Genomic DNA, 14480 nt, shown 5'->3' with positions numbered 1-14480 from the left:
ATAGCGGAGAGTGTCGGGGTCGCGCTCGACCACGCCTTCCAGGGCCAGTGCCTTGAGGCTTTCCCGGCGGACCCCTCCGTGCTCACTTCAGGTGCCGGGCGAAGAACCGGTTGCCGGCTTCACCCTCGAACTGCGGGACGCCGGTGTGCCCGCCCATGTTGGCGTGCAGCGTCTTCTCCTTCGAGCCGAAGGCGTCGAACAGGTCAAGGGCGAGCTGCCGGTCGTTGCCCTCGTCGTCCCACTGCAGCAGGACGTGCAGCGGAATGGTGACCTGCCGCGCCTCCTCGACGATGCTGCGGGGCACGAAACTCCCCGCGAACAGCACGGCGGCGGCGAGGCGCGGTTCGACCACGGCCAGCCGCACCCCGAGGGCGATCACGCCGCCCGCGAGCCCGACCGGGCCGCGGATCCCGGGCAGCGCGAGCAGGGCGTCCAGCGCGGCCTGCCATTCCGGGACCGCCTGCTCGGCCAGCGGCAGGACCAGCCGGTCGACGATCTCCTCCAGGGGCTCCCCCGTCCCCAACGCCCGGCGCAGGTCGGCGCGCGCCTGCTCGGCGACGGCGGATCGGGGCCGGTCGCCGCTTCCGGGCAGCTCGAGGGTGGCCGCGGCGTAGCCTTCGGCGACGGAGCCGCGGGCCCGCGCCACCAGCCGCGGGTACATCTTGCGCAGCCCGCCGGGGTGGCCGAGCAGGATCAGCGGCGCGGGCTCGGTTGCGGACCCTGGCGTCCACAGGATGCCGGGGACCTCGCCGAGGGTGTACTCGCGTTCGAGGACGCCGTCGTCGAGGCGCTGTTCGGCGGTGAATCGCATGGTCGTGCCTTTCGGGAGTGCTCGTGGAACGGCGCTCCCGGGCGACCTATCGCCCGACCGTGACCCCTGAGGGGAGCACCCATGTCGTTGCGTCCACGGGTACCACCTCCTCGGTCTCTCGCACGGCTCCCGGGAAGCTAGCAGCAGCCGCCGCGGTCCCGCCAGCGAGTTTCGTTCACTGCGCCGGCCTGGTGGCCCGTTCGACGAGCTCCAGGACGTGTTCGTACCGGTGCCCGGTCGCCCTGGTCATGCCGAGCTCGCACGCGCGGTTGCAGGAGACGTGGGCGTCGAAGGGGCCGGCGTCGGCGAGCTCCCGGGCCTGGCGCGCGGTGGCCGAAGCCGTCAGCTCGGGGTGCAGCAGACCGCGGTCGCCGGCGAAGCCGCAGCACCCCCACTCCTCGGGCACGGTCACGGTGCCGGCCACGGCCGCGGTGAGCTCACGCAACGCGCCGGACAGCCCCATTCGCGTGGCCGAACACGTCGGGTGCAGGGCCACGGCGGCGACCGGGGCGGTGATCGTGAGGCGGCCGAGCACCTCGTCGCGCACGAACTCGACGGCGTCGACCACCCGGATCTCCCGGAACCGCTCCGGCCCGCGTTCGATCAGGTGCCGCAGCCCTTCGGTGCACGAGGACGCGTCGCCGATGACCGGGATCCGGCCGTTGTCCGTGGCGGCCCACAGCGCCGGCAGCACCCGCCGCGCCATCTCCTCGTAGCCCCGCTCCAGGCCCTTGGACTTCCACGGCGTGCCGCAGCACAACGACGCCGGTCCGTCCGGGGTCGTGAGGCGGATCCCGGCGCGCTCGCACAGGGTCCGCAGCGCCGCCGCGACGCCGGGCTCCACGCCGCCGAACAGGGTGCCGGTGCACGACGCGAACAGCACCGCGTCGGCGTTCCCGGTCACGGACTCGGTGCGACGCCGGCCGCCGCGCGGCAGCTCCGGCGACCACAGCGGGACCGAATCGGTGCTCCCGGCCTTGCGGGCCAGCTCGTTCGCGCCGAGGACCACGCGCTCCGGAAGCTTGGCCGCGGTGGTGAGCGCGGTCGCGGCCGCGCGCGTCGCGCCGTCCCAGTGCCGCGCGGCGCCGGCCCAGATCGCCGAGGTGGCCCGGCCGGCGTCTTCGGCCCGGAGCCGTTTCATCAGGTCGCCGGTGTTGATCGTCACCGGGCAGGAGGTCTGGCACATGCCGTCGACGGCGCAGGTCTGCACCGCGTCGTACTCGTACTCGGCCCGCAGCTGAGCGAGCGCGGCCGTGTCCCCGGCCTCGCGGGCCCGCTCGATCTCCCGGCGCAGCACGATGCGCTGACGCGGGGTGGTGGTCAGGTCGCGGCTCGGGCAGACGGGTTCACAGAAGCCGCATTCCACGCAGCGGTCGACTTCTTCCTCCACCTGTGGCGAAGCCTTCAGGTTGCGCAGGTGCCCGCCCGGGTCCTCGGCGATGAGGACACCCGGGTTGAGCAGGTCCCGCGGGTCGCACAGCCGCTTGATCTCACGCATGACGTCGTAGAGCTCGTCGCCGTACTGGCGGCGGACGAACGGGGCCATCATCCGGCCGGTGCCGTGCTCGGCCTTCAGCGAGCCGCCGTGGCCGAGCACGAGGTCGACCATGTCGTCGGTGAACGCCGCGAACCGGTCGAGCGGCCGGCCGTCGCCGAGCCGTTCGGTGAGCATGAAGTGGATGTTGCCGTCCTTGGCGTGGCCGAAGATCACGCTGTCGCGGTAGCCGTGGCGGTCGAACAGGCCCGTGAGCGACTCGCACGTCGGCAGCAGCTCGGGCACCGGTACGACGATGTCCTCCAGCAACGCCGTCGTGCCAGCCGGGCGGGCCCCGGCGATCATGGCGTACAGGCCTTTGCGGACGTGCCAGTGGCCGGCCCGCGTCGCCGGGTCCGCGGACAGCACCGCAGGCGCCGTGGTCGGCAGCGCCGCCAGGACCGCGCCGGCACCCCCGGCCATTTCGTCCACTTCGTCGGCCGTGCCGGCCTGGTACTCGACGAGCAACGCCGCGTGCCGGTCGACCGCTAGGTCGCGCAGCACCGCGGTCGCCTGCGCGTCGCGCTGGCCCACGCGGATCGAGGTCGCGTCGAGCAGCTCGATCGTCGCCGGCCCGGTGGCGACCAGTGCCGGCAACGCCCCGGTGGCCCCGGCGAGGTCGTCGAAGACCAGCAGGCCGGTGCGCGCGTGCCCGTGCAACGGCACCGTGCGCAGCACCACCGACGCGATGAACGCCAGCGTGCCCTCGCTGCCGACCGCCAGGTGGGCCAGGATGTCGGCCGGCTCGGTGTGGTCGAGCAGCGAATTGAGGCCGTAGCCCATGGTGTTCTTCATCGAGAACTGCTGCTCGACCCGCTTGCGCAGCGTCGCGTCACCCCGCACCCGGTCACGCAACCGGCCCAGTCCGGCGTGCAGCTCGGGCTCCGCGGCGCGCAGCCGGCCGTCCGCATCGGGCTTGCCCGTGTCCACGACCGTGCCGGACGGCAGCACGAGCACGATCGACTCGAGCGTGGCGTAGCTGTTGGCCCAGGTGCCGCAGGCCATGCCGCTGGAGTTGTTCGCGACCACGCCCCCGACGGTGCACGCGACCTCGCTCGCCGGGTCGGGCCCCAGCTTGCGCCCCCACCGCGCGAGACGTGCGTTGACCTGCCGGATCGTGGCCCCGGGGCCCACCCGCACGCGCTTGCCGTCGTCGAGCACCTCGACGTCACGGAAGTGGCGCCGGGTATCCACGAGCACCCCGTCCGTCCCGCCCTGCCCCGACAGGCTCGTCCCCCCGGACCGGAACCCGATCGCCACCCCGGCCGCCCTCGCGGCGGCGAACAACCGCCCCACCTCGTCCGCGCTGCTCGCCCTCACCACCGCCCTCGGCGTGAGCATGAAGTGCGACGCGTCGTGCGCATGGGCCAGCCGGTCGGTCAACCGCCGCCCGACTCGTCCGGGGTCCCCGGTCGCGGCGGCCAGCAGGTCGAGCAGGTCGGCTTCGCCGCTGGTGGTGACGGCTTGCCCGGTGGCGGTCATGGGCTGATCCTCGTCGATCGTGCGTGTCGTGGCGCGTTCAGCATTCAGCGCGGCCGAGATCGCCCGGCTCGCTGATCCAGGTTCACGCTCGGCGCCGCCCCGGGCAAGGGACAGCTGCGGAGATGTCCACCACCTGATACGCGGCGCTAGGACGCCGCCGCAGCAGTACCCGCCGGAGCCGGGAAACCGCCCACCGCCCGCTCATACGCGTGCGCGACCCGCAAAACCATCGCGTCGTCGAACCGCTTGCCGATGATCATCATCCCCGCGGGCAGCCCGTCCACCAGCCCGGCCGGAACGCTGCACGCGGGATGGCCGGTCACATCGAACGGCGCCGTGTTGCCGATCATCGACAAGGCCGTGTCCAGGTAGTCGGCGAGCGACACGTCCGGTGCCGGCAGCTCCCGCGCGACATACGGCAGCGTCGGCATGACGAGGACGTCGTACTCGCCCAGAGCGGCGTCGTAGGCCGCCCGCAGTTCGTAGGAAAGGTTGCGCGCCATGGCGTAGTACTTGCCGCCGCCGAGTTCGAAGGTGTAGCGGCCCGAGAGGCCGACGAGCTGCACCGTCTTCGACAGGTCGCGCCCGCGCGCGAGGCGGCCCCGGGCGTAGTGCGCGATCAGCTCCGGGTCGTACTGGCCCCAGGTCCCCATTCCGTACCCGTGGCCGTCGATCATCTGGTAGGCGGCGCCTTCGGTCGCGATCACGTTCCACACCGCCATGGCGTCGGTGTGCCACGGGACCGAGACCTCGTCCGCGGTCAGCCCGGCCGACCGCAGCACCTCCACCGCGTCCCGGACCACGTCGTCGACGCCGGCCAGCGAAACGGGCGTGCCGAACCCTTCCCGCACCACACCCACGCGCAGACCGGAGGCACTCTCGCGCAGAGCGGCGACGTAGTCGACCGGGTCGAGGACCGTCGGCTGCCGGGAGTCGTAGCCGTCGACTCCGGCCAGCACACCCAGCATCAGCGCGGCGTCGTCCACCGTGCGCGTCATCGGCCCCAGGTGGTCGATGGTCTGCTCGATCGGGAACGCACCGGTGTAGGGCACCAGCCCGTACGTCGGCTTGTGGCCCACGATCCCGGTGAACGACGCCGGGATCCGCACCGAGCCGCCCTGGTCCCCGCCCACCGCCAGATCGACGTCACCGTTCGCCACCAGCGCCGCGCTGCCGCTCGACGAGCCACCCGCGTTGCGCGAAAGATCCCACGGGTTGCGCACCGGCCCCGGCCACGACGTGAAACTGCCCCCGGAGAAACACAGGTCTTCGCACGTCGACTTGCCGGCGATCGTCGTGCCCGCGGCGAGCAGCCGGCGCACCACCGTGGCGTCCCGCCTCGGCACGAAGCCTTCCATCGACGCCGAACCGTTGACCATCGGCACCCCGGCCACGGCGACGTTGTCCTTCACCGCGACCGTCCGCCCCGCCAGCGGGCCTTCCGCCGTCTCGGTGATCGCCGTCCGCACCGACCACGCGTTGAGCGGATTGTCCACCGGCAGCGCCGACTCCCGCACCGGCACCTCGGGCGACGACCGCCCGTAGAGCCGCTCGACCTCCTCCGACGCCGCCAGCGTCCCCTCGACCGCCGGGACGAACTCCCCGATCTCGGCGTCGGTCAGGTCGAATCCGTAACGCTGAGACAGCTGGGTGAGCCTTGCCGCATCGGGCACCGGAATGGCCATGACCGCTCCTTCGAGGTCGGCGATGGCGTCGAACCTAGGGACGATCCGACGACACGTCAACGAATGCCGATCTCCGCGGTCCGCGTGCACTGCCCTTGCGGTTCGTCCCTGGTCGCGTCATCTTCGGTTCGCACAGGTGATGCACGTCCGCGTCGCCGGCAGGGCGGCGAGGCGGCCTTCGGAGATCGGGCCGCCGCAGCGTTCGCAGACCTCGTAGACGCCCGCCAGCACTCGTTCGGCGGCCTGGCCGAGTGCCGCGAGTTCGTCCTGGGCCTGCCGCAGCAAGGCCTGGACCTGCGCGCGCTCGAACGCGATGGTGGCGCCTTCCGGGTCGTGTTCGTCGTCGCCGCTGCTGAACTCCGAGGCCGCCACGATCTCGTTCCACTGCCGTGCGAGCGCGGAGGCCCGTCGCGAGGTCTCGGCTTGTGCCCTTTCGATCAGCTCCATCGCGGCGCGCTCGTCCATGACGCGACCATCCTCCCTGTCACCGTCATCCTCGAGCAGAATCCCGTGCGCCCGCCACTCCCCCGCGTTCACGACGGCCGGAGGACCGGCCACTGCCGCCCGCCCGCTTGCCCCTACGGCGAAAGCTCCTGCGGGTGGGTGGCCAGTGCCTCGACGGTCACGTCCATCCACTTCCACATCGGCAGCGAGGTGAGCGCGTCGTGCAGGGCGGTCGGGTCTTCGGCCTCGTACAGGCCGACGGTCGCGTTGCGGCCGGGCACCCGCCACAGCCGTTTGAGCACCCCGGCGGCGCGCAACTCGTGTGCGCGCTCGCGTTCGGCCTTGCGCAGCCGCTCCCGGAACTCGTCCGGGGTGTCGGGCGGCAGCAGGTTCTCGGTGCGGACCAGGAATTCCAACGGTTCCTCCGGTGGGCTACGACTTCGCGATCGAGAGCAGGCGGTCCGCGAGCTCGCCGGGCGCGGTCACCATGGCCTCGTGCCCCGTGGCGATCTCGTGCACGGGCCAGCCGCGGCTCACGGCCCGCTCCGCGTGGGCGCGGAACACCCGCATCCAGTCCGTGCACTCGACGAACTCCGCAGGCACGCGCTCGCCCGCGCCGGTGAGCCGCAGCGGCTCGGTGTAGGTGAGCCACGGCTGCGGCGTCAGGCGCGGGCCGAGCCACGCCAGGTCGGCCTCGTCCGTCACGCCGAGCACGGTCAGGGACCGCACGGGGACGAGCCAGCCGAAGCCCGGGCCGGCCACCGACTCGCGGTAGTGCCCGGCCACCTGCTCGGGCAGCAGGTCGATGGCGGCCTCGCCGTCGCGGCCGGCGAACGCGTCGAGGTACACCCGCTTGGCGAGGCGCTCGGGCACCCGATCGGCGACACCGGTGACCACCTGCCCGGCGTAGCTGTGCCCGACCAGCACGACGTCGCCGAGGTCGTGTGCTTCGAGCAGCCCGACGACGTCCTGGATGTGCGTGCCGAGCCCCACCGCGGGGCTGAGCAGGTGGGCGCGGTCGCTGAGCCCGGTCAGCGTCGGTGCGAAGACCTCGTGGCCGGCCGAGCGCAGCGCGGGGGCCACCCGCTGCCAGGCCCAGCCCCCGTGCCACGCTCCGTGCAGCAGGACGAACGCGGTCATGCGGGTGCTCCCCCGTTCTCGAACAGCGCCAGCGCGGCCGCGGTGTTGGACGCCGGCACGTGGTAGGTCTCGTGGATCCGCGTGATCCGCTCGTCCATCGCGCCGCGCATCACCAGCCACATGATCAGCTCGATGCCCTCCGTGCCGGCCTGGGCGACGTATTCCTCCCGAGTGAGCCGCGCCAGCGCCTCCGGGTCGGTCTCGATCTTCTCCAGGAACATGCGGTCGAACGGCGTGTTGATCAGACCCGCGCGGGCACCGGCCAGCTGGTGCGACATGCCGCCGGTGCCGAACACCGCGACACCGAGATCCTCCGGGAACGACCGGATCGCGCGGCCGATCGCCTGCCCCAGCGCGTAGCAGCGGGCGGCCGTGGGCTGCGGGTGCCGGATGACGTTGACGAGCACGGGCACCACCGGGCACGGCCACCGCTCCCCCGGATCCGGGCAGTACACCGACAGCGGCACGGTGAGGCCGTGGTCGACGTCGAGGCCGTGGAAGGTCGCGATGTCGAAGGAGTCGTCGACGAGCCGGCGGACGAGGTGCTCACTCAGCTCCGGCGCGCCGACGACCGGTGGCACCGGGCGGCGGCCCCAGCCCTCGTCGGCCACTTCGTAGGAGTCCGCGGTGCCGACCGCGAAGGTCGGGATCAGGTCGAGGTCGAGTGCGTTGGCGTGGTCGTTGTACACGATCACCGCGACGTCCGGCCGGTGCCCGGCCATCCACTCCCGGGCCGGGGCGTACCCGTCGAACAACGGTTTCCAGTACGGCTCGGCGGTTTTGCCGTTGTCCATCGCGGCGCCGATCGACGGCACGTGCGAAGTCGCGAGGCCCCAGATCACCCTAGCCAAATTTCCGCCCTCCCGATCGCATCGCCTCGGCGAACTCCTCGGCCGTCATCCCGGTGAACACCCCGCCGAGGTACTGCATGGACTTCCCGTCCAGCATCGCCAGTTTGTAGGTGTAGAAGACGGATCCGCCGAGCTCGAGCATCCCGGTCCAGTCCCGTTCGAGGATCGCCTTCTTCTGCTCCGGCGACAGGCCGAACTCGTCGCAGTAGGCCGATTCGTCCTCGGTGAACCGCCGCCGGTTGCGTTCGTCCTTCAGCGACAGGCACATCTTGTTCAGCGCGTACCCCTGCCGGCTCGCACGCAGGTCGAGCAGGTAGTCGTCACGGGCCTTCGTCATCGCCACTCCCTTCCGTTCCCGGCTAGAACACCACAGTGGTGGAGCCGTCCCGGACGACGCGGTCGTCGCAGTGCCACGCCACCGCGCGGGAGAGCACGAGCCGTTCGACGTCCGCTCCCTTGCGCTGCAGCTCGGGGACCGGGTCCCGGTGCGACACGCGGATCACGTCCTGCTCGATGATCGGCCCCTCGTCGAGGTCTTCGGTGACGTAGTGCGCGGTCGCGCCGACGAGCTTCACCCCGCGCTCCTTCGCCCGCTGGTACGGCCCGGCGCCGACGAACGCCGGCAGGAACGAATGGTGGATGTTGATCACCGGCACGCCGACCTCGGCAAGGAAACCGGCGGACAGGATCTGCATGTAGCGCGCCAGCACCACCACGTCGACGTTGCCCTTGAGCAGGTTGAGCTGTTCTTTCTCGGCGGCGGCCTTGTCCCCCTTGCCCACCGGCACGTGGAAGAACGGGATGTCGAAGCCGCGGACGTCGTCACCCAGGTCGGGGTGGTTCGACACCACCATCGGCACCGTCATGTGCACCTCGCCGCGGCGCTGGCGCCACAGCAGGTCCAGCAGGCAGTGGTCCGCTTTGGACACCATGATCGCGGCCCGCTTGCGCCGCCGCGCCTCCACCAGCCGGAACTCGAGCCCCAGCTGCTCACCCAGGCGCGTTTCCAGCGTCGCGTTCAGGCCGGCCAGCCGCGAGGGCAGCTCCGCCAGGTGGAACACCGTGCGCTGGAAGAACCGGCCGCCGGACGGATCGCTGGTCGACTGGTCGAGCGAGACGATGTTGGCGCCCTCGTCCGTCAGCACCCCCGACACGGTCGCCACGATCCCCGGCCGGTCGGCGCCCTGCACGATCAGGCGCCCGTAGTCCTCGTGGGTGGGCCCGGTCACGCGCGGCCGTCCGTTTCCGCGATCCGGGCGAGCAGTTCCTGCCGCCACGCCTCGGTCTTCGCGAGCTCGTTGAACGTGAAGACGTGCAGCCCGTGCACGTTGCCGCCGCGCGGCGCCTCGGCGGCGAGCTGCCGGGCGAGTTTCGTCGGTTCGTAGGCACGCGGCAGCAGCAACCGCCGCATCAGGTTCTGCTGCTTGCGCAGGAACCGCGCCGACTGTCCCAGCCCGATCCCGGCCGAGATCCGCACGAGCTTCTGGCGGTTCACCGGACCGGGCAGTCCGATGTGGACCGGCAGGTCGATCCCGGAGGCGGCGAGGCCCGCGGACCACGCGCCGGTGACCGCCGCGTCGAAGCAGATCTGGGTGATCACGCGGGTCGCGAGCGGAGCCTTCTGCCGCAACGCCCGCTCGAGCGCGGGGGCCGGGATCTTCGCATGGCCTTCCGGATAGCCGCCGATCCCGACGTCGGTGAACGGGTGGCCCAGGTCCTCCATCGCCCGCAGCAGGGCGTACGCGTCGGCGAACTCGCCCGCCGGCTTCGGCGCGTCGCCCCCGATGACGAACACCGACCGCGCCCCGGCCGCACGCAGGCGGGCCACCACGTCGGCCACGTGGGCGCGGTCGGTGAACTGCCGCGCCGGCAGGTGCGGAGCGACCTGGTAACCGTGCCGCAGCAGGCGTTCGGTCAGGTCCAAGGTGGTGTCGATGCCCTTCGCCTCGGTGACGGTGACCGTCAACGGGACGGCGGTGGGCACGTGTTCGAGCACAGCCGATTCGGTGCCGCGGAACGGCATCACCTCGTAGCTCATGGTCCGCACCAGGTCGGCCAGATCCGGCCGCCGGCGCCCCGAGCCCGCCACCTCCTGCTGGATCGTCATGCGCTGCCCTCGTCTCCTCGTCCCGCAAGCGCTGCCTGCCGGCCACCAGTAGAACGGAACGGCGGTCGGTTTTCGTCCGGCAGGGAGACCGAGTTCACCGCGACAAATGACGGGGCCGCCCGCCCCGCCCGATCCGCCCAGGACGAATGACGTAGCCGAGACCGGCCTGCCGGACCTCACGCTCGGGGCCCCCGCGGCCTACCGTCCAACGGGGCAGCCCAGGACCGGCGAGTGGTCCTCGGCCCTCCGGTGGCGTGCGACCGCCGCCGGGACCCGGACACCAGTCGCACGAGAACGGACCGCACATGAGCGCGAAAAGCCTGCAGGACGTGGTCGATCAGGCGGGGAACACGGTGGACCTGCTCCGCAATTCCCAGCTCGGCGCCTACATCTACCCGGTCGTCCCGGCCGAGTTCACCAACTTCCGCCGCGAGGTGCTCGCCTGGCGGTCCACGGCCGTGCTGTTCGACCAGACCCACCACATGGTCAACCTCTTCCTCTCCGGTCCCGACGCGCTGAAGCTGATCTCCGACACCGGCGTCAACAGCGTCGCGAAGTTCCCGGTCGACTCGGCCAAGCAGTTCGTCCCCGTCTCGCCCGCCGGCGGGGTGATCGGCGACGGCATCCTGTTCCGGCTGGCCGAAGAGGAGTTCGTGTTCGTCGGCCGCGCCCCGGTGGCCAACTGGCTCACCTTCCACGCGAGCCAGGGCTACGACGTCGAGCTGAAGCTGGACCAGCGCTCGCCTTCGCGGCCGTACGGCAAGCCGGTGACGCGGGACCTGTGGCGCTTCCAGATCCAGGGCCCGAACGCCTGGCCCGTGATCGAGAAGGTCCACGGCGGCCCGGTGGAGCAGGTCCGGTTCTTCCGCATGGGACACCTGAACGTCGCCGGCCGGCAGGTCCGGACCCTGCGGCACGGCATGGCGGGCGCGCCCGGCCTGGAGCTGTGGGGCCCGTACGAGACCTACGACGAGGTGCGCGAAACCATCCTGGACGCCGGCCGTGAGTTCGGGCTCGAGCCGGCCGGGGCGCGCGCGTACTCGTGCAACACGCTGGAGTCCGGCTGGATCCCGTCGCCGTTGCCCGCGATCTACACCGGCGAGCGGCTGCGCCCGTACCGCGAATGGCTCGGCGCCGGAAGTTACGAGGCGACCAACGCGCTGGCCGGCAGCTTCGTGTCCGACCGGATCGAGGACTACTACCTCAACCCCTGGGAGCTCGGCTACGGCTCGTTCGTCAAGTTCGACCACGACTTCATCGGCCGCGACGCGCTCGCCGCGATCGACCCGGAGAGCCAGCGGCGCAAGGTCACCCTCGCGTGGAACGCCGAAGACGTGGGCACCCTGCTCGCCTCACCCGTCGACCCGGACGGTCCCGGCTACCAGTTCTTCGACCTGCCCAACGCCAACTACGGCTCGTCGAACTTCGACTCGGTGCTCGACGCCGACGGCAACCGGATCGGGTTGTCGCTGTTCACCGGCTACAGCGCGAACGAGCGCGCCGCCCTGTCGCTGGCCACGGTCAACCCGGACGTGCCGCTCGGCGCGGAGGTCCGCGTGGTCTGGGGCGAGCCGGACGGCGGGTCGCGCAAGACCACCGTGCAGCCGCACGAGCAGTTCTCCGTCCGGGCCATCGTCAGTCCCGCGCCGTACTCGGCGATGGCGCGCGAGAGCTATCACCCCGGCTGGCGCTCCGCCGTCACGGTCTGAACCCGCCGTGCGCACACCGCGCCCCCGCGGCGGGACCGGGCTTTCGCCACACTGCCCGCCGCGGGCCGGCCGTAGTACGGTGGCCGGGGCCGTCGCCCTCCCCGGGCCGGTCCGTACCGCACGTGACCGCCCGGTGGTGATCAGACGTGGCCCGACGGGGTGTCGGCTCGCTCGCGAACATCGACCTGAACCTGCTCGTCATCCTGCGGGAACTGCTGCGCGAGCAGAACGTGACCCGGGCGGCCCAGCGGGTCGGGGTGACCCAGCCCGCCGCCAGCGCCGCGCTGGGGCGGCTGCGCCGGCACTTCGGCGACGAACTGCTCGAACGCACTCGCACCGGGTTCGTGCTCTCCCCGCTCGGGGAGAAGCTGGCGGCCGAGATCGAACCGGTGTACCTGAGTCTCGAACGGCTCTTTTCGCCCGAACCGGAATTCCACCCTGAAGACACCGAGCGTGAATTCACCATTCTGACCAACGACTACGTGCTCGCCGCGTTCGGCGAACAGCTGTCGCGCACGCTCCACGCGGCGGCGCCACACGCACGGCTGAGCGTCAAGGTGGCCAAAGGAGAGCTGCCGGCGGACCTGCCGGAAACGCTGCGCGGAATCGACGCGATCATTTCCGCCCCGAAATCCGCGTTCAAGGTCGACGAAATCCACGGGCGGGAATTGTTCCGCGACCACTGGTCGTGCGTCGTGGCCGCGGACAACCCGGTGGGCGGGCGGCCCCGGCTCGCGGACCTCGAACGGATGCCGTGGGTGATCCCCAACCACCCCGACGACGGGTACCCGGCGAGCTCACCGCTCGCGCCCGTGCTCGCCGAGCTGAGCACGCAGCCCCAGGTCACCGTACGGGTGGACAGTTACCAGGCCACGCCGTACTTCGTGGCGGGCACGGACCGGGTCGCGGTGATGCAGCACCGGCTCGCCGCCCAGTTCGCCGACCGCGGCGATCTGCGGATCCTGCCCTACCCCGGCGATCCACCCCCGATCGTCGAGATCCTCTGGTGGCACCGCAAGAACACCGACGAACGCACGCACACGTGGCTGCGCACTGTGCTTTCCACGGCTGCGGACGGCCTTCGTGAGCCCGAACGGGGTATTCACGGCGGTTATGCGGCGGGTGCAGACGATTTATTACCGAACCCCGCTCCGTGAGCCACATACTGGCAATCTGCGAAACACGGTGAAGCACACTGGCCCGAGCACACAAAGGAGTGTGCCTTGTCGAATTCAACGACGAGCAGACCGATCATCGACGTACTCCCCCTGATCGAGAACCAGAAAGTGGGGAAGTTCTGGACCGCGCTCTTCTCCGTATCCTGGCTGGTCGCGTTTCTGGACGGCTTCGACCTGCAAGTCATCTCTTTCGCGGGCCGCTATCTGAAACAATCGTTCGACCTGACCAACACCGAGCTCGGCACGCTGGGTACCGTGGGGGTCGTCGGGACCCTGCTGGGCGGGATCGTCATCGGCTACCTGGGCGACCGGATCGGCCGCAAGCCCGCCATCGTCGTGTCGGTCGCCGGGTTCGGGATCTTCATGGTCCTGGTCGCCTTCGCGCAGAACTACCCCCAGCTGGTGCTGCTGCGCCTTGTCACCGGGCTGTTCGTCGGTGGCGCGCTCCCGCCGGTGTGGGCACTGGTCAGCGAGTTCGCCCCGATCCGGCTGCGGTCGACGTCCGTGGTGATCGTGATGGTCGGCTACAGCATCGGCAGCGCGTCGGGCGGCCCGCTGTCGAACCTGCTGATCCCGCGCTTCGGCTGGCAGTCCGTGTTCCTCGTCGGTGGCGCGGCGTCACTTCTCGTGCTCGCCGCGGTGGTGCCGGCGCTGCCGGAGTCGGTCAAGTTCCTGGCGCAGAAGGGCCTCGCCCCGGACCGGATCAAGCGCACCCTGCTGCGCGTGCGGCCCGGGCTGTCGCTGCCGCACGACGCGACCTACGTCGTCGGGACCGACGTCGTCGAGCGCAAGCAGTTCACCCCGGTGGCCCTGTTCCGCGGGCGGCTGGCAGTGCTCACCACACTGGTGTGGGCGTCCTACTTCTGCTCGGCCACGGTCGTGTTCTACCTGACGTTCTGGGGCCCGATCCTCAACGAGCAGATCGGCTTCAGCGTGTCGGCGGCCGCCACCCTCGCCGCGGGAACCTCCGCGGCGGGTGCACTGGGACAGGTCCTGATCGGCCGCTTCATCGACCGCCGCGGGGCCGGGACCATCGCGATCATGCCGCTGCTCGCGGTGCCGTGCCTGCTCGTGATCGGGTTCGTCCACCTCTCGGCCCTGGCGTATGTGTTCGTGCTGCTGCTGTCGAACGTGTTCATCATCGGCGGTCACGGCGGGGTGATCGGGATTTCGGGCATCTTCTACCGCCCCGCGATCCGGGCCAACGGCGCCGGCTGGGCGACCTCGGTGTCCAAGCTCGGTGCGATGCTCGGCCCGTGGCTCGCCGGGGTGCTCCTGGACCACGGCCTCAGTGCCCAGGGCACCTTCTTCGTGTTCGCCGTGTTCCCCGTCGTGATGATGACCGCGCTCCTGGTGCTGGGCCGCTTCCAGCGCCGGCTCCCGGCCACCGCGGACGGTTCGCTGAGTCCCGTGACCGCGGCCGCCGACGGCGCCACGGACGTGACCAGGCCCCCGCGCGAGGAGACCACCGCGGCCGGCTGAACCACCGGACACCGTGGCCGACGGAGGGCTTCCCGCGCACCCGGGAAGCCCTCCGTC

At 71.3% G+C, this 14480-nt stretch carries 13 protein-coding genes; 3 read left to right on the top strand and 10 right to left on the bottom strand.

Annotated elements, in window-relative coordinates; all coding sequences use genetic code 11:
- Positions 1-82: 82 nt before the first annotated feature.
- From AB0878_RS47885 to AB0878_RS47840, 10 genes are all read right to left on the bottom strand, one after another.
- Positions 83-811, bottom strand: coding sequence for an alpha/beta hydrolase (locus tag AB0878_RS47885; RefSeq protein ID WP_366589984.1), 729 nt, complete (start codon positions 809-811; stop codon positions 83-85).
- 175 nt (positions 812-986) lie between these two features.
- Entirely contained in the window at positions 987-3827 is a 2841-nt protein-coding gene (locus AB0878_RS47880) for an FAD-binding and (Fe-S)-binding domain-containing protein (RefSeq protein WP_366589982.1), read from the bottom strand.
- Between the two features lie 146 nt (positions 3828-3973).
- A complete protein-coding gene (locus AB0878_RS47875) occupies positions 3974-5512 on the bottom strand; it encodes an amidase (protein ID WP_366589980.1) in 1539 nt (512 codons plus the stop codon).
- Positions 5513-5629: 117 nt separating this feature from the next.
- Entirely contained in the window at positions 5630-5977 is a 348-nt protein-coding gene (locus AB0878_RS47870; RefSeq protein ID WP_366589978.1) for a TraR/DksA C4-type zinc finger protein, read from the bottom strand.
- Between the two features lie 113 nt (positions 5978-6090).
- Entirely contained in the window at positions 6091-6372 is a 282-nt protein-coding gene (locus AB0878_RS47865; protein WP_366589976.1) for a muconolactone Delta-isomerase family protein, read from the bottom strand.
- Positions 6373-6388: 16 nt separating this feature from the next.
- The gene (locus tag AB0878_RS47860) at positions 6389-7096 is read right to left on the bottom strand and encodes an alpha/beta fold hydrolase (RefSeq protein ID WP_366589974.1); all 708 of its coding nucleotides are present in this window, start codon (positions 7094-7096) and stop codon (positions 6389-6391) included.
- Positions 7093-7947, bottom strand: coding sequence for a class III extradiol dioxygenase subunit beta (locus AB0878_RS47855; RefSeq protein WP_366589972.1), 855 nt, complete (start codon positions 7945-7947; stop codon positions 7093-7095). Before AB0878_RS47855 ends, AB0878_RS47860 begins: the two co-directional genes overlap by 4 nt.
- A complete protein-coding gene (locus AB0878_RS47850) occupies positions 7940-8284 on the bottom strand; it encodes a protocatechuate 3,4-dioxygenase (RefSeq protein WP_366589969.1) in 345 nt (114 codons plus the stop codon). The genes AB0878_RS47855 and AB0878_RS47850 overlap by 8 nt, the downstream gene beginning before the upstream one ends.
- 22 nt (positions 8285-8306) lie before the next feature.
- Entirely contained in the window at positions 8307-9176 is an 870-nt protein-coding gene (purU, locus tag AB0878_RS47845) for a formyltetrahydrofolate deformylase (protein ID WP_366589967.1), read from the bottom strand.
- Positions 9173-10054, bottom strand: a complete 882-nt coding sequence (locus AB0878_RS47840) for a methylenetetrahydrofolate reductase (RefSeq protein WP_366589965.1) — start codon at positions 10052-10054, stop codon at positions 9173-9175. The genes purU and AB0878_RS47840 overlap by 4 nt, the downstream gene beginning before the upstream one ends.
- 305 nt (positions 10055-10359) lie before the next feature.
- On the opposite strand from AB0878_RS47840, the gene AB0878_RS47835 reads away from it, so the two are divergent.
- The 3 genes from AB0878_RS47835 (at position 10360) to AB0878_RS47825 (ending at position 14423) form a co-directional block, all read left to right on the top strand.
- Positions 10360-11763, top strand: a complete 1404-nt coding sequence (locus tag AB0878_RS47835) for an aminomethyl transferase family protein (RefSeq protein ID WP_366589963.1) — start codon at positions 10360-10362, stop codon at positions 11761-11763.
- Between the two features lie 146 nt (positions 11764-11909).
- Complete coding sequence (locus tag AB0878_RS47830; RefSeq protein ID WP_366589961.1) at positions 11910-12920, top strand: LysR family transcriptional regulator; 1011 nt, start codon at positions 11910-11912, stop codon at positions 12918-12920.
- A 66-nt stretch (positions 12921-12986) separates the two neighbouring features.
- Positions 12987-14423, top strand: a complete 1437-nt coding sequence (locus AB0878_RS47825) for an MFS transporter (RefSeq protein ID WP_366589958.1) — start codon at positions 12987-12989, stop codon at positions 14421-14423.
- The last annotated feature ends 57 nt before the right edge of the window (positions 14424-14480 follow it).

Source organism: Amycolatopsis sp. NPDC047767 (genome assembly GCF_040704195.1).
Lineage (GTDB): Bacteria > Actinomycetota > Actinomycetes > Mycobacteriales > Pseudonocardiaceae > Amycolatopsis.
This window is presented reverse-complemented; position numbering and strand designations above follow the sequence as displayed.